Genomic DNA, 20,440 nt, shown 5'->3' on the forward strand with positions numbered 1-20,440 from the left:
ATCGACCGAAAGCCCGCGCCGTGAGTACCCCCCACCAGACGACGAGCCGACGACTCACGCCGCTGATCCTGCTCAACGTCGCGACGCTGTTCTCGGCGACCGGCAACGGCATCGTGATCGTCGCCCTACCGTGGCTGGTGCTGGAACAGACCGGTCGCGCAACCGACGCGGCGATCGTCGCGGGCGCCGCCACGCTGCCACTGCTGCTCGCGAGCCTGTTCTCCGGCACCGTGGTCGATCGATTCGGACGGCGGCCCACCTCGCTGGTGTCCGACGCGTTGTCCGCGCTCTCGGTGGCGGCGATTCCGATCGCCGCGGGCACGGTCGGGCTGTCCGTCCCGGTGCTCGCGGCGCTGGCCGCCCTCGGGGCGACGTTCGATCCCGCCGGCATCTCCGCTCGGGAATCGATGCTGCCTGCGGCGACGAAGGCCGCGGGCTGGCGACTCGACCGCGTCAACAGCCTGTACGAGGCCAACTACAACGTCGCGTACCTGGTGGGGCCGGGTATCGGCGGTGTACTGATCGCGCTGGTGGGACCCGAGAGCACACTGTGGGTCACCGCGGTGTGCTTCGTCCTGTCGATCGTCACGATCGCGTTCCTCAGGCTCGAGCACTCCGGGCGACCCGATCACGAGACCCGCCCGAAGTCGATGTGGTCGGGCACGCTGGAGGGCCTGCGTTTCGTGTGGCGCGACCGCCTGCTGCGGACCCTCGCGCTCGTGGACATGGTGATCGTCGCGCTGTACATGCCGATCGAATCCGTGCTGTTTCCCAAGTACTTCACCGACCGCGGCGAACCGGCCCAGCTCGGCTGGGTGCTCATGGCGATGAGCATCGGCGGGCTCGTCGGCGCACTGTCCTACGGGGCGCTGGCGCCCTACCTCAGGCGCCGGAACCTGATGCTCGTCGCCGTCACCGGGCTCGGTCTCGCGATGATCGGCATGGCGTTCCTGCCACCGCTGTGGGTACTGCTGGCGCTGTCCGTCGTGATCGGTCTCGTGTACGGGCCGGTGGGACCGATCGCCAACTGGGCCATGCAGACCCGCAGTCCCGAACACATGCGCGGCCGCGTCGTCGGGGTGATGACCTCCACCGCGTACGCGGCCGGGCCGCTCGGCTACCTGCTGGCGGGACCGCTCATCGACCAGCTCGGCATCCGCACCACGTTCTTCGCACTCGCGATCCCGGTGGTCGCCGTCGCGGCGGTGTGCTTCGCGTTGCCGGTGCTGCGCGAGCTCGACGCCGACCGGAAGCCGCCGACGGTGCGGTTAGGCTCCCCGTCATGACCACATTCGACGCCGCAGTCGTCACCGCCGTGACCGGCCACATGAACGGCGACCACACCGAGGACAATCTGCTCATCGTGCGTGCCTTCGCGGATCCCGACGCCACCGCCGCCCGCATGACCGGGTTGGACGGGCGGTCCGGCGAGTGGGTCGCCGAGGTCGACGGCGTCGACCGGACGGTGCGGGTGCCGTGGCTCGGCCCCGTCACCGACCGCGCGTCGATCCGCACCGAAGTGGTCGCGCTGTACCGCGCGGCGTGCGAGAAGCTCGGAGTCGCGCCCGACGAGCACTGACCGGCCCCCGGCGGTATGGTCCGTTCGCCTGCAACGATCGTTGCGGACGGACGAAAGGACTGCGTCTCGTGGATCTCGAAACTGCCCTCACCACCACCCGCACGGTCCGCAAGCGCCTCGACTTCTCCCGCCCCGTGCCGCGTGAGGTGATCGACGAGTGCCTCCGACTGGCCCTGCAGGCACCCAACGGCTCCAATCGCCAACTGTGGCACTGGGTGATCGTCGACGATCCTGCGGTGCGCGCGCACGTCGCCGATCTGTACCGCGAGGGTCTGGCCGACGCGATGGGTCGGACGAACATGCGCAATCCCGATCCCGCCCAGTCCGGTCGGATCCGGCCGTCCGTCGAATACCTCGGCGAACATCTGCACGAGGTCCCAGCCCTCGCCATCCCGGTGCTGAAGGACGATGCCCGCGGCATGGAGGTCTTCATGCAGGCCAGCCGGTGGGGCTCCGTGATCCCCGCGGTGTGGAGTTTCATGCTCGCGTTGCGGGCCCGCGGGCTCGGCTCGGCATGGACGACCGTGCACCTGCTCCGCGAGCGCCGGATGGCGGATCTGCTCGGAATCCCGGACGGCTACACACAGGTGGGACTCTTTCCCGTGGCATACACACTCGGCACCGACTTCAAGCCCGCGTCGCGCCGACCGGTGGACGAGGTGCGCAGTTGGAATCGCTTCGAGGCGCCCCAATCTGCTAGCTGAACCCCATCGCCTCGTCGCCCCACGCCACCCGCATCGCACGGTCCGGGTCCACGACGAGGCTGTCGTGCCCGTCGATCAGGAGCGTCGACCGGTTCTCCTCGCTGTACGGCGCCCAGTGCTTGGAGCCGTCGAGCGCGGCGGGGACACCATGGCGGGCGAAGGCGAGCCAGCGACGCTGTATGCGGCCCGACACCTCGATCGCACCCCTGCGACCACCCAGCCAGAACGTGGGGTCCGGGTTCAGTGTGCCGAAATTCCCGAACACGTACGGTAACTCGGTCGCATGTGCCGCACCGACCCGCGCCGCCTTGAGCAGCGGAGTGGCGTGATCGAAGCGGTACACCCAGGTCTGCGAGTGCCGGCTGTGCGCGTCGGCCACCCAGAGTGTGGGCATTCGAAACGCCGCGTCGCGCGAGATCGCCAGCACTCCTCGCGCTTTCGCGCTTGCCGGGTAGGCGGCGACGATCTCCGCGAGCCGGAGCGGCGACAGCCCCGGGTTGTCCTCGGCGAGACCGGCGAACATCTGCTGCACCGCCTCCGGGCTCACCGGCAACAGCGGCGAGCGCATGAACTTGAAGATCGACGCCTCGTCCCGGTTCGAACCGATGATGAGCGGGATCCGGTGCGAGTACCCCTTCTGGAACGCGGCGACCGGATAGTGCGGAACGAGATCGCGGTCCACCACCGGCGCCATTGCCAACGTGCCCGGCACCTTCGTGGGCACCTCGTTCACCAGAAGATCGCCGGCCTTCACCAAGTGTTCGACCGGCATGGCGGCGAGGTCGCCGATCCGGTCGCCGGGCAGGTCCAGGATCTCGAGGAAGCGGGCCGCGACGGAAGCTGCCCGCTCGGCGCCGTAGACGGACGTCGACGGCGGACTCTGCGCGATCGCGCGGTGGAACAGTCCTTCCGCCCGTGGCACCGTCATCAGGGTGGTGATCGAACCGCCGCCGGACGACTCGCCGAACACCGTCACCTCGTCGGGGTCGCCACCGAACGCGGCGATGTTGTCTCGCACCCACTCGAGCGCCGCGATCTGGTCCCGCAGGCCGAGATTCGACTCGAATGTCCGGCTCGCGGTCGAGAACGACGACAGATCGAGGAACCCGAGCGTCCCGAGCCGGTAGTTGAAGGTCACCAGCACGACGTCGCCGCGCTCGGCCAGCAGCCGGCCGTCGTAGATCGGTTGCGCGGACGAACCCAGACAGTAGGCGCCGCCGTGGATCCACACCATCACCGGACGCGGGGTCCCGTCCGGCCGGGGCGCCCACACGTTGACCGTCAGACAGTCCTCGTCGATCCGCATCGTCGGGTCGAGGGGCACCGACGAGTCGTGGCCCTGCGGCGCCATGGCCCCGAAGGCGGCCGCATCGAGCACATCGCTCCAGGGTGACGCGGGAACCGGGCTACGGAAGCGCAGGTCTCCCACGGGCGGAGCCGCGTAGGGGATTCCCTTCCACACGAAAACCGAACCGTCGGCATACCCGCGAACGGGGCCGCACGGAGCCTCGATCACCAGGCTTCCCGGCGCCTGCGCCGAGGCGATCTCCACAGCTTCCATCGCGCGGCCCTCCTCACCGCCGGCAGGCCATCGACCGGGGCTGCCGACCGATTGCCAAGGTACCAATCCTGCGGTGCTAAGGTCGGCTCGTTCACTGACACGGGGTGCTCCGCACGGGCGGGGCTGAGATCACACCCGGGAACCTGCATCAGGTAATGCTGACGAAGGGATGTCAAGGCGATGACTACGCCTGTCCATGACACAACTGTCCACTCCGCCGCCGACGGCGCGCGGTTCACCGATCTGCTGTGGGACCGCACCGCGGTGCTGCGTGCCGCGATCGACGACATGGAGTTCCTGCGCCGACTCGGTGACGGCACACTGCCGCTCGACGTGTTCCGCACGTACATCGAGCAGGACTCGCTGTACCTCGCCGAGTACGCCAAAGCCCTGGCGCTCCTGGCGGTCAAGGCACCGGATCCGCAGACCGCCGCCTTCTGGGCGACGTCGGCGGCGACCGCCGCCGTCGTCGAGACGGAACTGCACGAGGGCCTGCTGAGCAGCGGGGTACTGCCCCGGGCGGCGACCGCGGCCGAGCACTCGCAGGCCTGCCTGGGATACGTGTCGTACCTGACCGCGACCGCATCCACGGAGTCGTACCCGGTGGCGGCCGCGGCGGTCCTGCCGTGCTTCTGGATCTACGCCGAGGTGGGACGACGCCTGGCCGCCGACGCGCACGAGGTGCTCGCCGCCGACCCCTCGCACCCCTACGCGCAGTGGGTCACCACGTACGACGACCCGGCCTTCCACGAGTCCGTGGCGACCGCCCGGCGCCTCGTCGACGCGGCCGCGGACGCCGCGACCGCCGAACAGCGCGAGGCGATGATCCGCACGTTCGTCGTCGCGACGCGGTACGAATTCATGTTCTGGGACACCGCCCTGAACCCGCAGCCCTGGCCCGCGTCGTGACGTCGATGTCGCGGCTGCGCCGCGTCCTGGCCACGTCGGCGATCGTCGCGTCCGCGATGAGCATCCTCACCGGGTGCGCGAGCTCCGACGATTCCGGCGACACCATCCGGTTCGCACTCGACTGGACTCCGAACACCAACCACACCGGACTGTACGTCGCGCTGCAGGAGGGCTACTTCGCGGACGCGGGCCTGAACGTCGAAGTGCTGCCGTACAACAACACCTCGCCCGACACCCTCGTCGACGCCGGCAACGCCGAATTCGGTACCAGTTTCCAGGGTTCGGCCACGTTCTCCCGCGCCGCCGGTGCGCAGACCGTGTCGGTCCTGGCGCCGCTGCAGCACCGGGCCACCGGCATCGGGGTCCGAGCGGACCGCGCCGACCTCGCGAGCCCGAGGGATCTCGACGGCAAGACGTACGCCGGCTTCGGCGACCCGGGCGAGCGGGAGACGCTGCGCCAGGTGATCCGGAACGACGGCGGCACAGGCGACTTCGAGACCGTCGTGCTCGGGACCTCCGCGTACGAAGCCGTATACGGCGGGCAGGCCGACTTCACGGTGTCGTACTTCGCGTGGGAGGGCGTCGAGGCGGCGCGCCGCGGCACCCCGATGCGCTACTTCCACTACACCGACTTCGGGTTCCCCGACGCCTACGCGATCGTCGTGAACGGCAACGAGAAGTGGCTCGCCGAACACCCCGAGCAGGCCCGCAAGTTCGTGCAGGCACTCCAGCGCGGCTACCAGGTGGCCGCCGACGATCCGGACCGCGGCGCGAAGGCCCTCATCGACGCGAACCCGGGGGTCTTCAGCGACGAGGAGTTGGTGGTCGAGAGCCAGCGGATGCTGGCGGCCGACTACATGAAGGACGCATCCGGCCGGGTCGGAACTCAGACGCGGGAGCAGTGGGCCGGGTACTCGGGATTCCTGTACGAACACGGACTGCTCGCCGGCCCCGACGGCAAACCACTGACGGCGGAACCGGATTGGTCGACGTACTTCACCGATGAGTATCTCGCGACCCCGTAAGCGCGACGCGACGACCACCGCCGGTCCGGTTCGCCGGCTACTTCCGGCGGTGGTGGTCGCACTCGCGCTCGTCGCGGCGTGGCAGGTCTACGTGACGATCAGCGGGATCCGCCCTCAGGTGCTGCCGTCGCCGGGCCGTGTGCTCGAGCAGGGCTGGGCCCACCGCGACGACATCGCCGTGCACGCCTGGGCGACGCTGCAGGTGACGCTGATCGGGTTCGCGGTCTCGTTGGTCGTGGCGTGGGCGCTCGCGGTCCTGGTCGACTTCTCGCCCTGGCTGCGAAGGGCTTTCGTGCCACTGTTCGTGGTGTCGCAGACTCTGCCGATCATCGCGATCGCGCCGCTGATGATCATCTGGTTCGGCTTCGGCCTGCTGCCCAAGGTCCTGGTCATCGCGCTCGCGACGTTCTTCCCGATGGCGATCGGGCTCGTCGAGGGGTTCGCCTCGGCCGATCGCGAGGCCGGCGCGCTGCTGCGCAGCATGGGCGCGTCGAAGTGGCAGCAGTTCCGGTACGTGCGGTTGCCGTCCGCCCTCCCCCGGTTCTTCACGGCGCTGCGCATCGGCGTCACCTACGCGGTCGTCGGCGCCGTGTTCGCCGAGTATGTCGGCGCGAGTTCCGGACTCGGCATCTACATGAGCGTGCAGAAGAACTCGTTCCGCACCGACCTGGTCCTCGCGGCCGTCCTGGTGACCGCGACCATCAGTGTCGCCCTGTACCTGTGCACGTTCGCGATCGAACGGGTCGTCGCGCCGTGGATCCAGCAACCCGGGCGGGAGGAACGTCGTGGCTGAGGTCCCCGTCGTCGAGCTGGCGACCGTCACCAAGTCGTTCGGCACCAGGCGGGTGCTCGACGGCATCGACCTCGCCGTACGGCAGGGCGAGTTCGTCTCGGTGATCGGCCCCAGTGGTTGCGGCAAGAGCACTGTGTTCGGGATCGTCGCAGGTCTCGACTCCCCCGATTCGGGATCGGTGTCCGCACCCACGTGCGCGCACATGCCGCAGAAGGATCTGCTGTTTCCGTGGCGCTCCGTGCTGGAGAACACGGCGCTCGGACTCGAGGTCCAGCGGCTCCCGAAGAAGCAGGCCCGCGCCCGCGCCGCCGAGCTGTTCCCGAGGTTCGGGCTCGCGGGCTTCGAGGACGCCCGGCCACACCAGCTGTCGGGCGGGATGCGGCAGCGCGCGGCGTTGCTGCGTACGGTCGTCCAGGACCGCTCGGTCCTGCTGCTCGACGAGCCGTTCGGCGCACTGGACTCGCTCACCCGCACCGAGATGCAGACCTGGCTGCAGGACGTCTGGCAGCAGTATCGCTGGACCGTCCTGATGATCACGCACGACGTGCGCGAGGCGGTGTTCCTGTCGGACCGGGTGATCGTGCTGTCCGCGCGCCCCGCGACCGTGCGCCGAGAGGTGGTCGTCGACCTGCCGCGGCCGCGGGAACTGCCGATCGTGACGTCGCCGGAGTTCGCGGCCGTCGAACGCGAACTCATCGAGGTCCTGCACGAGGAATCCCGGCGGGCGCTGGCCGAGCAGGAGGCCGTCGACTGATCCGGTACCGGACGGTCGCCACTCTCGAATCCGCGAAATCGTTTCCTACACAAGGGAACTGGTCGGTTCATGCGCGTTTGAGACAAAGCTTGCAGAACTCTCGACGGATCGAGACTTCCTCGTTACGCTTCCGTTATGGCGCACGGATGAGGCCGATCGCCTCCCTCGCCGGTTCTCACCTCCATAACCCGGGTGCCGCCCACCCGACAGGGAAGTTCACGATGACGAAACGCGTTCTGCTCACCGCCCTCGCCGCATGCGCTGCGCTCGCCCCAGCGTTCGCCCCCGCCGCGGCGGCGGCAACCGACACGGCAACAGCCGACACGGCAACGGCTACCGGCACGGTGTCGAACGGCATCGGATGGACGGCGAAGCCGGACGCCGGCCCGTCGAATCCGATGCAGAACCAGGAGTACTGCACCCTCGGCGTCGTCGGCACCGACGCCCTGGGCCACAAGATCGCCATCTCGGCGGGGCACTGCGTCTCCGCGGCCGCAGGTGGCGCCGCCGATTTCCCGGACGGCTCCACGGTGTACCGCTTCGGGCCGTCCGGCACCGGCGATCCGATCGGAACCGTCGCCTACCGCGACCCACGGATCGACTACGTGGTGATCGAGCTGAATCCCGACGCGGTGCTCTCGTCGGACGGGCCGGAGGCGCGGATCGACAGCCTCGGGCCGGCGCATCCGGACGGCATGCTGTGCAAGGCCGGCGTGCGGACGGGTCTGACCTGCGGACCTATCTACGGCCAGGAAGCACAGCGGATCAGTTCGTTCGTCACCGCGAACGGCGGCGATTCCGGCGGCCCCGCGTTCGTCAACGGTTCACAGCTCGTGGGCATGACCCGGGCCCCGTTCGAGTTCGTCGACATCGCCGCGGTTCTGGGTGGTATCGAGGCCCAGTCGAACCCGGTCGGCAAGGGATTCACCGTGACGGACAGCTGAGCCGACGGACAGCTGAGCCGCCGGACGATCGACAGCCGCCGAAACGCCACGCGCCCCGCCGCCGGGAAACCGGCAGCGGGGCGCGTGAGTGCGTTTCGGCTTACTTGCCGGCGATGTTCATCGCGGCGATGTGGCTGAACAGCATGGAGGTGCCGATCGGGTTACCGCCACCGGGGTAGGTGGTGCCGCTCGGGGCCGCCATGGTGTTGCCGGCCGCGTACAGACCGGGGATCGGGTTGCCGGAGGTGTCGAGCACCCGCGCCGCGGTGTCGGTACGCAGACCGCCCTTGGTGCCGAGGTCGGAGATGCCGAACGCGGCAGCGTGGAACGGACCCTGCTCGATCGGGATCAGCGCCGGGCCGCCGCCGGTGAACGCCCGGTCGTACGCCTCGTCGCCGCGACCGAAGTCCTCGTCGACGTCGTTGGCGGCCATCGCGTTGAACCGCTCCACCGTTGCCAGCAGGTTCTCCGCCGGGACACCGATCTTTCCGGCCAGCTCCTCGAGCGTGTCGGCGGTGTGCCACAGGCCGGCGTCGACGTACTTCTCGGTCTCGACCATCGAGACGTTGGTGGCCGCGATCGGCGGCCGCTGGCCCTGCTTGTCGTCGTAGATCATCCAGTACGGCAGCGTGACCGAGCCGTCCTCCATGCCCGCGATGATGTCGCGGCCGAGGCGGTCGTACGGCGCGTACTCGTTGACGAAGCGCTTGCCGTCGTCGTTGACGAAGATGCCGCCGGTGAAGCACAGCGCGAACGCGGAACGTCCGTCCGGGTGGGTCAGGCCCGGCGACCACCACGCCTGGTCCATCAGGTCGGTGTCGGCACCGACGGCGATACCGGCCTGGTGTGCCTGGCCGACGTTGCCCCACGGACCCATCGTGTCGCGCGCGACACCGGGGACGCCGTACTTCTGGCGCAGCTCGTCGTTGCCCTCGAAGCCGCCGGCCGCCAGGATGACGCCCTTGCGGGCGCGGATCGCGACCTGCTCGCCGTCACGCTCGACGAGCGCGCCGACGACGGCGCCGTCCTCGACCACCAGCTCGACGAGCGGGGTGTTGAGGTTCAGCTTCGCGTTCGGGTAGTTGCCGATCGCCTTGAGGAAGCGACCGACGAGCGCGCGGCCGCCGATCAGCATCTCGGGCAGGTCGGCGCCGAGCCGGTCGAAGTCGAGCGGTCCGCGGACGAGCTTGTGCAGGTCACCGACCTCGGAGATCGGCAGCGGCGTCGGCATCGTGTGGCGCTGGCCGTCGTTGCGTGCCTTCGGCATCTTGCCGTAGTAGTCGGGCCACGGCAGCATCTCGAACTTGAGGTTCTCGTCCTGCTCGAGGTACTCGACCAGCGGAGCGCCGCCCTTGACGTAGGTGTCCTGCAGCTCGCGCGGGGTCCGGTCGCCGACGACGGCGTGGTAGTACTCGAGCGCGTCCTCGATCGTGTCGTCGGTGCCGGCGCGCTTGAGCACCGGGTTGGCCGGGAACCAGAACCCGCCGCCACCGGAGTACGCGGTGGTGCCGCCGAACTTGTCCGTCGCCTCGACCAGGATCACGTCGAGGCCCTCGCGAGCCGCGGTGTACGCGCCGGTGACGCCACCGGCGCCCGACCCGGCCACCAACACGTCACATTCTTCGTTCCAGTTGACCATCGTTCAGCCTTTCCCGGCGCCGCCGGATTGGGTTCTCCGCCTTGTCGATGCGGAAGTCGGTTGGGGCCGGGTGGCCCCGGGGAGGAGCGCCGCGATCAGCCGATCGAGCGCACGGGGTTCGATCCGTCCCAGGTGCGGGCCTGCTCGATGCCGTAGGCGAGCATCTCGCGCATGCCGGCGCTCTGGATGTATTCGAAGACGACGCCCGGCTGCCCGGGCGAATGCACGTATGCGACGCGCGTCCCCGGACCCTCGGCCACGAAGAGTTCGTCGAGTCCGCGGCCGCGGGCGTCGGCGAGCGCTGCATCGAGATCGTCGGTGATCCAGGCGATGTGGTGGGGTCCGACGAGCGGTTCGCCGGCGGAGTTCGCGTACGGCGAGGGCGTCGACGACGTGATCTGCATGAGCTCGATCTGGAGGTCGCCGGTGTAACCCATCGCGACGTCCATGGTCACGACGGTGTCGGCGCCCGCGTAGCGCCCGTTCAGCGTCACGCCACGGAACACCGTCCACGGTCCGACGTGGGCGTGCGTCACCCAGTGGTCGATGGCGGCGTCGAGGTCCGCCACGACATAACCCATCTGAACTGCGGGTTCGGGGACCTCGCGACTCATGCACACCTCCAACGGCATTCGACGTGGTGTGTGATGGTAGCCACCCCTACGGGGTGTGATTCAAGCTGCCGTCCCACTCAGAGGACGTATGCGTCACAGTTGTGCACCGGACGCTCGGAGCGCCGTCAGCGCCCGGAGCCGCCGCAGGCCCAGCCGAGGCCCGCGAGTTCCTGCCCCCGGGACAGGACGTCGTCGATCATCTGCTCGGTCAGCCGTCCGGTGAAGGTGTTCTGCTGGCTCGGGTGATAGCAGCCGATCACGTTCAGCGGCTTGCCGTCCGCTGTGTGCAGGACGGCGATCTGCCCGTGCCCGAACTTGGGCTTCGGGGTGGGGACGGTGCCGCCGGAGCGCCGGACGGCCCCGAGCGTCGCGTCCCAGCCGAAGGCGCCGAGCGCGACGACGGCCCGGGCGAACGGCAGGAGCCGGGCGAACTCGGCGTCGAGCCAGCCCGCGCAGCAGTCCCGCTCTTCGATACTCGGCTTGTTCTCGGGCGGCGCGCACCGTACCGCCGAGAGCATCCGTACGCCGAACAGCTTCTGCCCGTCACCCGCGTGGTCGACCTCGGCCCTGGTCGCGAGTCCCGCCCGGTGCAGCGCACGGAACAGCCAGTCGCCGGCCTGGTCACCGGTGAACATGCGGCCCGTGCGGTTGCCGCCGTTCGCGGCCGGCGCCAGACCCATGATCAGCAGCTTCGCGAAGTCGCCGCCGAAACCGGTGACCGGCCGGCCCCAGTACGGCTGGTTCGCGAACGACGCGCGCTTGGTTTCCGCCGCGCGCTCACGCCACTCCACCAGTCGCGGGCACGCGCGGCACACGCTGATCCGAGCGTCGATGTCGAGGAGGTTCTTCGCGTCGGCTGCCAACGCGACCACGTCCGCCGCCGAGTGGGCCACGGGTGTCTGCTCGTCCGCCGGATCGCCGGGCCAGCCGGTGCCGGGCGGCACCGGAGACGGGAACATTTCCCCCGTGCCGGGGTGCGGCAGCAACTCGCCGGTCATCGGTTCCACGCGCTCGTAGCCATGCGTCGATTCAACCCGATCGTCGCGACACGGCACAGTCGGGTGCGGACGAGCCGGCCGTGGACGCGGACAATCGGCGGTATGACTGTCTCCCCTGTCGACCCGGCAATTCTCGAAGCGGCCCGCGCTGCACGGAAGGTCGTGGTGTTCAGCGGCGCCGGAATGTCCGCGGAGAGTGGCATTCCGACGTTCCGGGACGCGCAGACCGGCTTGTGGGAGCGATTTTCACCCGAGCAGCTCGCGAGCCCGGAGGGGTGGGAGCGCGACCGCGGCCTCGTGTGGGCGTGGTACCAGTGGCGGACCGGCCTGGTGCGCCGGGTGCAACCGAACGCCGGCCACCGGGCCGTGGCCGAGTGGGCCCGGCACACCCCGGTGGAGATCGTGACGCAGAACGTCGACGACCTGCACGAGCGGGCGGGCAGCGAGGTGGCCGCGCATCTGCACGGCAGCCTCTTCGCCCCGCGCTGCGGCGACTGCGGTGCCCCGCACCCGTCCGACGGCGGCCTCGACGCCGAGCCCACCGGCCCGGTGGCTCCGCCGGAATGCACGCGCTGCGGCGGTTCCGTCCGCCCCGGGGCGGTCTGGTTCGGCGAGGCGCTGCCCGTGGACGCGTGGGAGCGGGCCGAGAACGCCGTCGACGAGTGCGACCTGATGGTGGTCGTGGGCACGTCCGGCGTGGTGTACCCGGCGGCGGGCCTGCCGCTGCGCGCAATCGGGTCGGGCGCCACGGTCGTGGAGATCAACCCGCAGGCGACGGATCTGAGCCCGCACGTGCAGTATTCGTGGCGCACCACCGCAGCCGAGGGACTCCCGGCACTGGTCGCCAGGAGCTAGCCGCACGGGTTCAGCGGGAGCGGTAGATGGAGGCGATCTGGTCGGCGAAACGCTCCGAGACGACGTTCCGCTTGATCTTGAGAGTGGCGGTGAGTTCGCCGGACTCCTCGGTGAGATCGTGTGGAAGGACCGCGAATCGTTTGATCGCCTCCGCGTGGGACACGCTCGCGTTGGCGTCGTCCACCACCGCTTGCAGGGCCCCACGGAGATCGGGGTCGTCGGCGAGGTCCGCCACGGTGGCCGACACGGGTTTGCCGTTCGATGCCTTCCAGTTCTCGAACGGCTCGGGATCGAGTGTGAGCAGTGCCCCGATGAACGGCCTGCCGTCCCCCACCACCACGGCCTGCGAGATCAGGGCGTTCGAGCGGAGTCGATCCTCGAGCGGCCCCGGCGAGACGTTCTTCCCGCCCGCCGTCACCAGCAGATCCTTCTTCCGTCCGGTGAGAATCAGGTAGCCGTCGTCGTCGAGTTCACCGAGATCGCCGGTCCGCATCCAGCCGTCGTCGAAGACGTCCACCGTCGCCTCTTCGTTGCGCCAGTAGCCCCCGAACACGACGCCGCCCGCGAGTTCGATCTCGCCGTCCGCCGCGATCCGCACCGAGTTGCCACTCATCGGGCGCCCGACCGTTCCGATCTTCTGCTCGCCCGGCACATTGACACAGTGCGCCGCTGTCGATTCGGTGAGTCCGTATCCCTCGAAGATGGGAATACCCGCGCCCCGGAAGAAGTGTCCGAGCCGGGGCATCAGAGCCCCGCCGCCCGAGATCGCCCACCAGCATTCGTCTCCCATCGCGGCCCGGAGCTTGCGGAACACCAGACGATCCGCGAGCGCGTGGCGTGCCTTCAGCAGGAACGACGGCCCGCCGGCGTCGAGGGACTCGCTGTACTCGATCGCGGTGGACTCCGCGAATGCGAAAGCCGCCCGCGCAATCGGGCCACCCTTGGAGGCGGTGTGCGCCGCGCTGTCCCGCACCTTCTCGAATACCCTTGGCACACCGAGGATCACGTTGGGGCGGAACCTCTCGAACTGCTCGGCGACGGTACCGAAGTTCGACCAGTGCGCCTGGATTCCGCCGGCCTCGAACATGGCCAGCGACACCGCTCGCGCGAGGACGTGCGCGAGCGGGAGGAAGGTGAGCATGCGATTCCCCGGCCGCGCCACCTCGCCGATCGACGCGACGAGGATTCCCCGCACCTCGGACAGGAAGTTCCGGTGCGTGAGGATGCACCCCTTGGGCCTACCGGTGGTCCCCGAGGTGTAGACGAGCGAGGCGAGATCGTCGGCGCTCACCCCCGCGATCCGCTGCCGCACGACGTCGTCGGCCAGGCCGGCGCCCTCGGCGATCAGCTTCTCGACCGCCCGATCCTCGATCTGCAGAACTCGGGTGAGATCCGGTCCGGCATCCGCGAATCCCGCGGCGTGCTGCGCCCGCTCGACGATCGCCAGGACCGCTCCGGAGTCCTCCACGATCCACTGGACCTGTTCGGGCGACGAGGAGTCGTAGATCGGTACGGACACCGCGCCGGCGGCCCAGATCGCGAAGTCGAACAGGGTCCACTCGAATCGGGTCGCCGAGAGCAGAACGACGCGGTCACCCGGCGCAACCCCGGACGCCACCAGCCCTTTCGCGACGCCGGTGACCAGGTCCGCGAACTCGGCCGCGGTGACGTCGACCCACTCGTCTGCGATCGGCCGCGAGAACAACACGCGCTGCGGACTGCGGCGCGCGTGTTCGAAGACGGTGTGGACGATCGATTCGTCTGCGCCGATGGTGAATCGGGATCGGGCGCCGTACTCACGCATGTGCGTCATCTCCATCTCGCTGGAAGGGCTCGGCGAGCGGCGTCGGCGCCTGCGCTGTGCGGAACCGTCGCAGGATGCTCGCGAACTGGGAAATTTCGGTCGGTGACCAGCCGTCCACCCGGGCACGGACCTCGTCGAGACGCCGGCGGTCCGCCGATGCCAGTACCGCGGTGCCCTGGTCCGTCAGGTGAAGTGGATAGCCGGCCCGGAGCGGGCCGACCTCGGATCGCACCCAGCCCGAGTCCAGGCACCCACGAAGCTGACGCGAAACGGTCGAACGATTGACGCCGAACGCGTCGGAGATATCGGTGGCGCGGCAACCGGGATTGCGCGCGACGAACGAGAGGACCGAGTGCTGGGCGAACGACGGACCGCCCTGAGGTTCACGTCCTCCGGCCACCAGTTCGCGCGCCAGTTGGACCAGTTCGGCGTGCACCGCCGCCACCTCGTCGGCCGTCGTTTCCTGTTGCACAGTGCAACTGTACGCCGCCCCTCGTGCCATGCATCGGCGGTGTACCGGACGTAACGTATAGACCGCTTCCGCGACTAACTATGTACAGCGTCGCAGCGGCGGCCCTGCGCGCACGAGACCAAAGGAGACGATGTGTCCGTTCAGACCGAATCGTTCGCCATTCACGCCACCGGGTCGACCGGAGATGCAGACACGGCCACGCTCGACCGCCTCGAGCAGGAGATTCTCGACCTGGACGCCGCGATCCTGGAAGCCGTTCGACGCCGCAGCGACCTGGCGCGCAGCCTCACACCGGTCGCCGTCACCACGCAGGCCGACGGCTCGTCCCGGTTCGACGACCTGGGCCCGGACGGATCCGTCCTCGACCGCATGTTGGCTCGCCTGGCGGCCGCCGAAGCGCAGTAGGAGACACCCCGAACGCACCACGAGCCGCCTTCCCTCCCGTGACTTCCGTCACGCGAGGAAGGCGGCTCGTCTGTGTTCGGACGACGGCCGTCAGCGCCGACCGTGCAGTGCGTGAGCGGTGATCGCCCGCACGGCCCGTTGCTCGACGACGTCCAGCGAACCGCCCACGTGCGCGTGCAGCGCCGCAAGAGCCCCGGAGAGTTCCCCGTCCAGTATCCGTTCGACGATCTCGAGGTGCTCCGTGACCGTCGCGTCCACGCGCTCCGGTGTCTGGTAGTCGTACATCCGCACCAGCCGGATCTGACTGTTCACTGTCGTCAGTGCCCGTGTGAGCGCCGGATTCCCTGCGGCGGTCGACAGGTCCACGTGGAACTGCTGGTCCAGTTGGACGATGTCGGGTGAGGGCTCCGGAGGATCCGCTTGCAGGTCCAGCCATCGTCGGCGGACCGCCTCGAGTAGCGGCCGGTCGATCCGTAGTTCGGAGTTCGCCGGCTTCTCCAGATGCCGGGCTATCCCCCGTAGTTCCAGCGTGACCCGCAGTTCGTACAGGTCCCGGATCGAGTCGAGGTCGGGGAACAGCGGGTAGTAGCCGTCCTCGCGTCGGGTCACGATGCCGTCCGAGTGCAGCCGGACGAGCGCCTCGCGCAACGGCGTCCGCGACACCCCGAGCGCCTCGCACAGCCGACCCTCGACCAGGCGTGCATGCGCAGGGAGTTGCCCGCTCATGACCTGCTCGCGCAACTCCCGGTACACCCGCTCGCCCAGCCCGATGACAGATTCTCCGGCGGTGGTCATGTCCTCTCGCCTACCTCTCCCCGTCAGTGGATCGATTCGTGGACCATCGCCGCGATGCGACGCTCGAGATCATTGAACGCCACCGACGTGACGTCGCGGTCGGAGCCCAGATCGATGTCGACGACGTCGCGGACGTGGCCGGGCACGCCGTGCGACGCGCCGCCGGTCATCACGACGACCCGATCCGACAGGTACACCGCCTCCTCGATGCTGTGCGTGACGAAGATGACCGTCGTCCCCTCGGCCCGCTGGATCCGGGCCAGCTCGCGCTGGAGAGTGGTGCGGGTCAACGCGTCGAGGGCGCCGAACGGCTCGTCCATGAGCATCACGGCCGGATTGTTGGCGAGCACCCGAGCGATCGCCACTCGCTGCTGCATGCCGCCCGAGAGCTGGTGCGGGTACTGGTCGGCGAACCGCTCGAGCTGCACTGCGCGGATGTACTTGTCCGCCTGCGTGTTCGACTCCGCACGGCTGAGGCCACGCTGCCGCGGTCCGTAGGCGACGTTCTCACGGACCGACATCCACGGGAACAGTCCGTAGTCCTGGAAGACGACGCCACGATCGGGTCCCGGGCCGGCGACCGGGATGCCACCGACCAGAAGTTCTCCCCCGCTGTGCGATTCGAATCCGGCGAGCATCCGCAGCAGCGTGCTCTTGCCGCAGCCGCTCGCGCCGACCAGGCACACGAACTCACCCGACTCGATGGTGAGGTCTACCCCGGCCAGCGCCTGCACGGCCGCCGGGCCTTCGCCGTACTGCTTCGCGAGATCACGGATGACGATGTCGGCGGCCTTCGTCGCGGCGGGATTCGTACCGGGATCCGCTACTGCGTTCGACATGATGATGGTCCTTTCGTCGTGGGAAGCGTGCTGCCGGTCAGGACAGTCCGGGGCGTCCGCGGGTCGCGACCCGCAGCAGCCACCCCATGAAACGGTCGGTGACGAAGCCGGCGAGGCCGATGAAGACCATGCCCGCGATGATCAGGTCGGTGCGGCTCATGTCGCGAGCCTGGGTGATCATGGCGCCCAGTCCGGTCGAGATGCCCACGGTCTCGCCGACGACGAGGACCACCCACGAGAGGCCGAGCGCGATTCGCAGGCCGCTCGTGATGCTCTGCATGGCACTGGGAATCACGATCTTGTAGAGCGTCTTCGCGTTGGGGGTGCCGAGCATGGCCGCCGCCTCGAGCAGTCGCGGTGGCACCTGCGCGACGCCGACGGTCGTGTTGAGCAGGATCGGGAAGAACGCCGCGACGAAGATGAGGAAGATCGTGGAACGGTCGCCGTAACCGATGATGAGCAGCGTCAGCGGGGCCCAGGCCGTCACCGGGATGGGGCGCACCAGATTCACGGTCGTCTCGAGGGCCCGGCGTACCGGGCCGAAGCGTCCCATCAGCACGCCGAGCGGGATGGCGAGTGCGGCCGCGAGCAGGAACCCGTTGAGAACGCGCAGGGTGCTCGCGGCGAGGTGACGCCACAGGGATCCGCTGTAGGCGTCGTCGTGGACGCCGCCCACCGCCACGTCCCACATCCGACCGGCCACTTCGCCGGGCGGTGGCAGGAAACGCATCTGGATGCCGAGCGGGAGAGTCCATCCGAAATGGACGCCGAGGCTCCAGAAGCCGGCGAGCAGAACGAGCGCGGGCAGGCCGTAGAGGACGGCGGCCTTCTTCTTCACAGTGGTTGCGTCAAGCATCTGCGGACTCCTTCAGGAACGAGTCGTCGACGAACTCGCCGAGGTCGGGCTCCACGGGGATCTGTTCCAGCACCACCATCTGCCGGGTCAGGGCGGCCACCTGGCTGCGGTAGTCGGCCGACAGATCCGATCGAGGCCAGATGTTGGCAATCGCGGTCGCCGCGACGGCCGGGTTCAGGCCGAACTCCTCGACCACACCGCCGTGCCACGCGTCGCGATCGGCGTCCATGAACTCGGCCGTCCGGACGTGGGTGTCGACGATCTTCTGCACCAGTTCGGGTTTGGCGTCGATCGTGCGCTGGGTCGTGGCCAGTCCGATGTTCACCCGGCCCACCGGGGTGTCGTACGGCGAGACGAGACTGTGCGCGCCCGCCTCGATCGCGGTCGCCGGTCCCAGTTCCGCCGAGGCGAACGCCGAGATCTGGCCCGTGGCGAGGGCTTTCGCCATGTCCGAGAACGGGAGGTTGACCAACTGGACGTCCCGGCCCGGGTCGAGGCCGAGGCGTGCGAGCGTCAGGCGGAGCAGGATCTCCTGCGAGGAACCGAGCGGGAATCCGACCTTCTGCCCCCGCAGGTCGTCGACCGACTCGATACCCGGTGCCGCGACGATACCGGTGCCCCCGTCGGCCGCCGACGCGACGAGTCGAACATCCTGTCCCGCAGCCGAACCTGCCAGGAAGGCGGGAACGCCCGCGACGCCGAAGTCGATGGCTCCACTGACCAGGGCGTTCTTGATGTCTGGCGAGCTGTCGAACACGACCACATCGACCGCAGTGCCCTCGGGAGCGAAGCGTTCGTAGAAGAACGGGTGAAACAGGTGGGGCTGCCCCCGCAGCGTCCCGACCTTGACGACGTCGGCCCGATCGCCGCCACCGGCGGGCCGGGCCGCGAACGTGGAATCGATGTTGCTACATGCCGTCGTGAACAGCACCGCTATCGCGGCAGCGACGATGGCGAACCACCGGGGCGGGCGAAGGGGCATGGGGGCCTCCTGGGGATCGAGATGATCGAAATGCACTGCAGCGAGCCGGTATACGACGCTGTATCCGCTCACGAATACTGTCGTTCGGCGCGATTACGCGGTGTGGTCCGCATTGTGTTCGCAGTGTTAACGATCTGCCCTGGAGGCCCCGACCGCGTTACGTCGGCGTCACGCGGGGATGCCCGCGAGGAACGCGCGCCAGCCGCCGAACTCGGTGATGTCGGCTCCCGTCGCCGCCGCCGCGGGGGTGCAGGTGAAGCCCACGGCAGGGGTTCCGTCGGCAAGGGTCATCGCCGTCAGCGCCATCGGTTCCGGGAGCGCAGCCAGGAACGTGCCGAGTCCGGCGCGCGAGATGCGGTACAGCTCACCCGGAAGCGACCGTCCCGCTCCGCCCTCGGACACCCGCACCAGACCGGGCTTGGGCGGCTCGGAGTCCAGTCGCACCATGAGGTAGTCGTCCGTGGTGGCGACGGCCCGCTCGAATCGCGCTCCCAACGCCTCCAACTGGTGGTGCAACGGCTGTCCCTGCAGGTGTGCGCCGAACACCGCCAGCCGCACGCCCTCGTCCGGAGCGACGACCGCGGTCTCGCCGGCGACGATCCGGGCGGCCACGTCGAGCGCGATCTGGTCGCCGAACGCCGGCGTCACGGTCATCACACCGAACGACTCCCCGGGCTCCCCCGGCGCCGGAACCGCGACGGATGCCAGGTCGAGCAGGTTGCAGAAGTTGGTGAAGGTGCCGAGTCTGCGATTGATCTCGACCGGATCGGCGAGCACGTCGTCGACGAGAGGATGCTCGGTCGTCGTGGGTAGCAGCAGCGCGTCCACGCCGCCGAACAGTTCGGCGGCGAAGTGCTTGGCCGTCACCAGAACACCCGTGTCGCGGACGAATTCGTGCGCCGCAGGCTCCGCCGATCCCCGGACGATCGCCGCGACCGTCGGGTCCAGCGCCGCAGTGGGGTTGGCGGTCACGAACTCTCCTACCGCGTCGAATCGTTCCGCGACCAGGGCGCCATCGTAGAGCAGGCGCGCGGCTGCGAGCAGCGGGGCGATGTCCAATCGCACGATGTCGAGACCGGCATCCTCGGCCTGTGCCACGGTCGCCGCGAAACTGCGGCGGTAGCTCTCGGAGAGCACGCCCAGCTGGTCCTCGACCGGGACCCCGATCCGAGGACGGAGCGGGGCCGCGAGCACGACGTCGGCCGGCCATGCCCGACTGCGGGGATCGTCGACGTCGGGGCCGATCATGATCGACATCGCTAGCCCCGCGAGGCTCACCGTCGGTGCCAGGACGGTGACGCAGTCGAAGTCGGCGCACGCCGGCACCACGCCCCGCGTCGGCACCAGTCCGAGCGTGGGCTTGATACCGACGACACCGTTGAACGCAGCGGGCACGCGCCCCGAGCCCGCAGTGTCGGTGCCGAGGGCGAAGTCCACCAGTCCGAGCCCCACCGCGGCCCCGGACCCCGAACTCGAACCACCGGACACCCGGTCGGGGTGGTGCGCGGCACGCACGACGCCGTACGGACTGCGGGTGCCGACCAGTCCGGTCGCGAACTGGTCGAGATTCGTCTTGCCGACGAGCACCGCGCCGGCGGCGACGAGCCGGTCCACCGCGGGTGACGACACGTCGGGGACGTAGGCGAACTCGGGGCAGGCCGCCGTGGTGGGCAGCCCGGCCACGTCGATGTTGTCCTTGACGGCGAACACCGTGCCGGCGAGCGGCAGCGATTCCCCTTTCGCGACTCTCCGCTCCACCGCGGCGGCGTCGGCGAGGACGTCCGACTGGGGCCGCAGGTGAATCCACACCTCCGGGCGGCCGCACTCGGCGATGCGCGCGAAGGCCGCCCGTGCGCGTTCGGTGGGGGTGCTGGCGTCGAATGTCGTCATCGTTGGCCGCTTTCTCGCACGG

At 69.3% G+C, this 20,440-nt stretch carries 21 protein-coding genes and 1 riboswitch; of the genes, 10 read left to right on the forward strand and 11 right to left on the reverse strand.

What is annotated here, in order from left to right:
• Positions 1–20: 20 nt before the first annotated feature.
• The 3 genes from A6I89_RS19165 to A6I89_RS19175 all read left to right on the forward strand — a co-directional run bounded on the left by A6I89_RS19165 (position 21) and on the right by A6I89_RS19175 (position 2,283).
• Positions 21–1,286, forward strand: a complete 1,266-nt coding sequence (locus A6I89_RS19165) for an MFS transporter (RefSeq protein WP_022594999.1) — start codon at positions 21–23, stop codon at positions 1,284–1,286.
• A complete protein-coding gene (locus A6I89_RS19170) occupies positions 1,283–1,579 on the forward strand; it encodes a DUF2470 domain-containing protein (protein ID WP_022594998.1) in 297 nt (98 codons plus the stop codon). The genes A6I89_RS19165 and A6I89_RS19170 overlap by 4 nt, the downstream gene beginning before the upstream one ends.
• A 68-nt stretch (positions 1,580–1,647) precedes the next feature.
• On the forward strand, positions 1,648–2,283 hold the full coding sequence (locus A6I89_RS19175) for a nitroreductase family protein (RefSeq protein ID WP_022594997.1): 636 nt from the start codon (positions 1,648–1,650) through the stop codon (positions 2,281–2,283).
• On the opposite strand, the gene A6I89_RS19180 is transcribed toward A6I89_RS19175, so the two are convergent.
• Positions 2,276–3,844 (reverse strand): carboxylesterase/lipase family protein, encoded by a 1,569-nt coding sequence (locus A6I89_RS19180; RefSeq protein WP_022594996.1) that lies wholly within the window; start codon positions 3,842–3,844, stop codon positions 2,276–2,278. The two genes, A6I89_RS19175 and A6I89_RS19180, sit on opposite strands and share 8 nt — an antisense overlap.
• Before the next feature lie 90 nt (positions 3,845–3,934).
• Positions 3,935–4,031, forward strand: a riboswitch (TPP riboswitch).
• Between A6I89_RS19180 and A6I89_RS19185 the strand changes: the two genes are divergently transcribed.
• The 5 genes from A6I89_RS19185 (at position 4,025) to A6I89_RS19205 (ending at position 8,269) form a co-directional block, all read left to right on the forward strand.
• Positions 4,025–4,753: a TenA family protein gene (locus tag A6I89_RS19185; RefSeq protein WP_022594995.1), complete on the forward strand. Its 729-nt coding sequence runs from the start codon at positions 4,025–4,027 to the stop codon at positions 4,751–4,753. Its footprint overlaps the riboswitch before it by 7 nt.
• A complete protein-coding gene (locus A6I89_RS19190; RefSeq protein ID WP_044990742.1) occupies positions 4,750–5,778 on the forward strand; it encodes an ABC transporter substrate-binding protein in 1,029 nt (342 codons plus the stop codon). The genes A6I89_RS19185 and A6I89_RS19190 overlap by 4 nt, the downstream gene beginning before the upstream one ends.
• A complete protein-coding gene (locus A6I89_RS19195) occupies positions 5,756–6,571 on the forward strand; it encodes an ABC transporter permease (protein ID WP_022594993.1) in 816 nt (271 codons plus the stop codon). Before A6I89_RS19190 ends, A6I89_RS19195 begins: the two co-directional genes overlap by 23 nt.
• The gene (locus A6I89_RS19200) at positions 6,564–7,325 is read left to right on the forward strand and encodes an ABC transporter ATP-binding protein (protein WP_005514269.1); all 762 of its coding nucleotides are present in this window, start codon (positions 6,564–6,566) and stop codon (positions 7,323–7,325) included. Before A6I89_RS19195 ends, A6I89_RS19200 begins: the two co-directional genes overlap by 8 nt.
• A gap of 221 nt (positions 7,326–7,546) precedes the next feature.
• A complete protein-coding gene (locus A6I89_RS19205; RefSeq protein ID WP_022594992.1) occupies positions 7,547–8,269 on the forward strand; it encodes a chymotrypsin family serine protease in 723 nt (240 codons plus the stop codon).
• A gap of 100 nt (positions 8,270–8,369) precedes the next feature.
• Here the strand turns inward: A6I89_RS19205 and A6I89_RS19210 are convergent, their stop codons facing one another.
• The 3 genes from A6I89_RS19210 to A6I89_RS19220 form a co-directional block, all read right to left on the reverse strand.
• A complete protein-coding gene (locus A6I89_RS19210) occupies positions 8,370–9,908 on the reverse strand; it encodes an FAD-binding protein (RefSeq protein WP_005514272.1) in 1,539 nt (512 codons plus the stop codon).
• Between the two features lie 95 nt (positions 9,909–10,003).
• Positions 10,004–10,522 carry a VOC family protein gene (locus A6I89_RS19215; RefSeq protein WP_022594991.1) on the reverse strand — a complete coding sequence of 173 codons (519 nt, stop codon included), beginning with the start codon at positions 10,520–10,522 and terminating at the stop codon, positions 10,004–10,006.
• A gap of 125 nt (positions 10,523–10,647) precedes the next feature.
• Positions 10,648–11,520: a uracil-DNA glycosylase gene (locus A6I89_RS19220; RefSeq protein ID WP_005514276.1), complete on the reverse strand. Its 873-nt coding sequence runs from the start codon at positions 11,518–11,520 to the stop codon at positions 10,648–10,650.
• 102 nt (positions 11,521–11,622) lie between these two features.
• Between A6I89_RS19220 and A6I89_RS19225 the strand changes: the two genes are divergently transcribed.
• Positions 11,623–12,375 carry an NAD-dependent deacylase gene (locus tag A6I89_RS19225; protein WP_005514277.1) on the forward strand — a complete coding sequence of 251 codons (753 nt, stop codon included), beginning with the start codon at positions 11,623–11,625 and terminating at the stop codon, positions 12,373–12,375.
• A 10-nt stretch (positions 12,376–12,385) separates the two neighbouring features.
• Here A6I89_RS19225 and A6I89_RS19230 read toward each other — a convergent pair whose 3' ends face one another.
• Entirely contained in the window at positions 12,386–14,179 is a 1,794-nt protein-coding gene (locus A6I89_RS19230; protein WP_022594989.1) for an AMP-dependent synthetase/ligase, read from the reverse strand.
• Positions 14,172–14,681 carry a MarR family winged helix-turn-helix transcriptional regulator gene (locus A6I89_RS19235; RefSeq protein ID WP_044990741.1) on the reverse strand — a complete coding sequence of 170 codons (510 nt, stop codon included), beginning with the start codon at positions 14,679–14,681 and terminating at the stop codon, positions 14,172–14,174. The genes A6I89_RS19230 and A6I89_RS19235 overlap by 8 nt, the downstream gene beginning before the upstream one ends.
• A 102-nt stretch (positions 14,682–14,783) precedes the next feature.
• Here A6I89_RS19235 and A6I89_RS19240 point away from each other — a divergent pair, with 102 nt between their 5' ends.
• On the forward strand, positions 14,784–15,056 hold the full coding sequence (locus A6I89_RS19240) for a hypothetical protein (protein ID WP_005514281.1): 273 nt from the start codon (positions 14,784–14,786) through the stop codon (positions 15,054–15,056).
• Between the two features lie 90 nt (positions 15,057–15,146).
• Here the strand turns inward: A6I89_RS19240 and A6I89_RS19245 are convergent, their stop codons facing one another.
• The 5 genes from A6I89_RS19245 to atzF form a co-directional block, all read right to left on the reverse strand.
• Complete coding sequence (locus A6I89_RS19245) at positions 15,147–15,851, reverse strand: GntR family transcriptional regulator (RefSeq protein WP_022594987.1); 705 nt, start codon at positions 15,849–15,851, stop codon at positions 15,147–15,149.
• 23 nt (positions 15,852–15,874) lie between these two features.
• Positions 15,875–16,690, reverse strand: a complete 816-nt coding sequence (locus A6I89_RS19250) for an ABC transporter ATP-binding protein (RefSeq protein ID WP_022594986.1) — start codon at positions 16,688–16,690, stop codon at positions 15,875–15,877.
• A gap of 37 nt (positions 16,691–16,727) precedes the next feature.
• Entirely contained in the window at positions 16,728–17,546 is an 819-nt protein-coding gene (locus A6I89_RS19255; RefSeq protein WP_022594985.1) for an ABC transporter permease, read from the reverse strand.
• Complete coding sequence (locus tag A6I89_RS19260) at positions 17,539–18,528, reverse strand: ABC transporter substrate-binding protein (protein WP_022594984.1); 990 nt, start codon at positions 18,526–18,528, stop codon at positions 17,539–17,541. The genes A6I89_RS19255 and A6I89_RS19260 overlap by 8 nt, the downstream gene beginning before the upstream one ends.
• A gap of 168 nt (positions 18,529–18,696) precedes the next feature.
• Positions 18,697–20,418: an allophanate hydrolase gene (gene atzF / locus A6I89_RS19265; protein WP_022594983.1), complete on the reverse strand. Its 1,722-nt coding sequence runs from the start codon at positions 20,416–20,418 to the stop codon at positions 18,697–18,699.
• Between the last annotated feature and the right edge of the window lie 22 nt (positions 20,419–20,440).

The sequence above is a fragment of the Prescottella equi genome, from assembly GCF_002094305.1.
Taxonomy (GTDB): Bacteria; Actinomycetota; Actinomycetes; order Mycobacteriales; family Mycobacteriaceae; genus Prescottella; species Prescottella equi.

Bases quoted from the DNA above. Each gene is read 5' to 3' on its own strand.
- A6I89_RS19170 (WP_022594998.1), top strand. From the start codon at position 1,283: ATGACCACATTCGACGCCGCAGTCGTCACCGCCGTGACCGGCCACATG.
- A6I89_RS19180 (WP_022594996.1), bottom strand. From the start codon at position 3,844: ATGGAAGCTGTGGAGATCGCCTCGGCGCAGGCGCCGGGAAGCCTGGTG.
- A6I89_RS19185 (WP_022594995.1), top strand. From the start codon at position 4,025: ATGACTACGCCTGTCCATGACACAACTGTCCACTCCGCCGCCGACGGC.
- A6I89_RS19195 (WP_022594993.1), top strand. From the start codon at position 5,756: ATGAGTATCTCGCGACCCCGTAAGCGCGACGCGACGACCACCGCCGGT.
- A6I89_RS19205 (WP_022594992.1), top strand. From the start codon at position 7,547: ATGACGAAACGCGTTCTGCTCACCGCCCTCGCCGCATGCGCTGCGCTC.
- A6I89_RS19210 (WP_005514272.1), bottom strand. From the start codon at position 9,908: ATGGTCAACTGGAACGAAGAATGTGACGTGTTGGTGGCCGGGTCGGGC.
- A6I89_RS19215 (WP_022594991.1), bottom strand. From the start codon at position 10,522: ATGAGTCGCGAGGTCCCCGAACCCGCAGTTCAGATGGGTTATGTCGTG.
- A6I89_RS19220 (WP_005514276.1), bottom strand. From the start codon at position 11,520: ATGACCGGCGAGTTGCTGCCGCACCCCGGCACGGGGGAAATGTTCCCG.
- A6I89_RS19225 (WP_005514277.1), top strand. From the start codon at position 11,623: ATGACTGTCTCCCCTGTCGACCCGGCAATTCTCGAAGCGGCCCGCGCT.
- A6I89_RS19230 (WP_022594989.1), bottom strand. From the start codon at position 14,179: ATGCGTGAGTACGGCGCCCGATCCCGATTCACCATCGGCGCAGACGAA.
- A6I89_RS19235 (WP_044990741.1), bottom strand. From the start codon at position 14,681: ATGGCACGAGGGGCGGCGTACAGTTGCACTGTGCAACAGGAAACGACG.
- A6I89_RS19245 (WP_022594987.1), bottom strand. From the start codon at position 15,851: ATGACCACCGCCGGAGAATCTGTCATCGGGCTGGGCGAGCGGGTGTAC.
- A6I89_RS19250 (WP_022594986.1), bottom strand. From the start codon at position 16,690: ATGTCGAACGCAGTAGCGGATCCCGGTACGAATCCCGCCGCGACGAAG.
- A6I89_RS19255 (WP_022594985.1), bottom strand. From the start codon at position 17,546: ATGCTTGACGCAACCACTGTGAAGAAGAAGGCCGCCGTCCTCTACGGC.
- A6I89_RS19260 (WP_022594984.1), bottom strand. From the start codon at position 18,528: ATGCCCCTTCGCCCGCCCCGGTGGTTCGCCATCGTCGCTGCCGCGATA.
- atzF (WP_022594983.1), bottom strand. From the start codon at position 20,418: ATGACGACATTCGACGCCAGCACCCCCACCGAACGCGCACGGGCGGCC.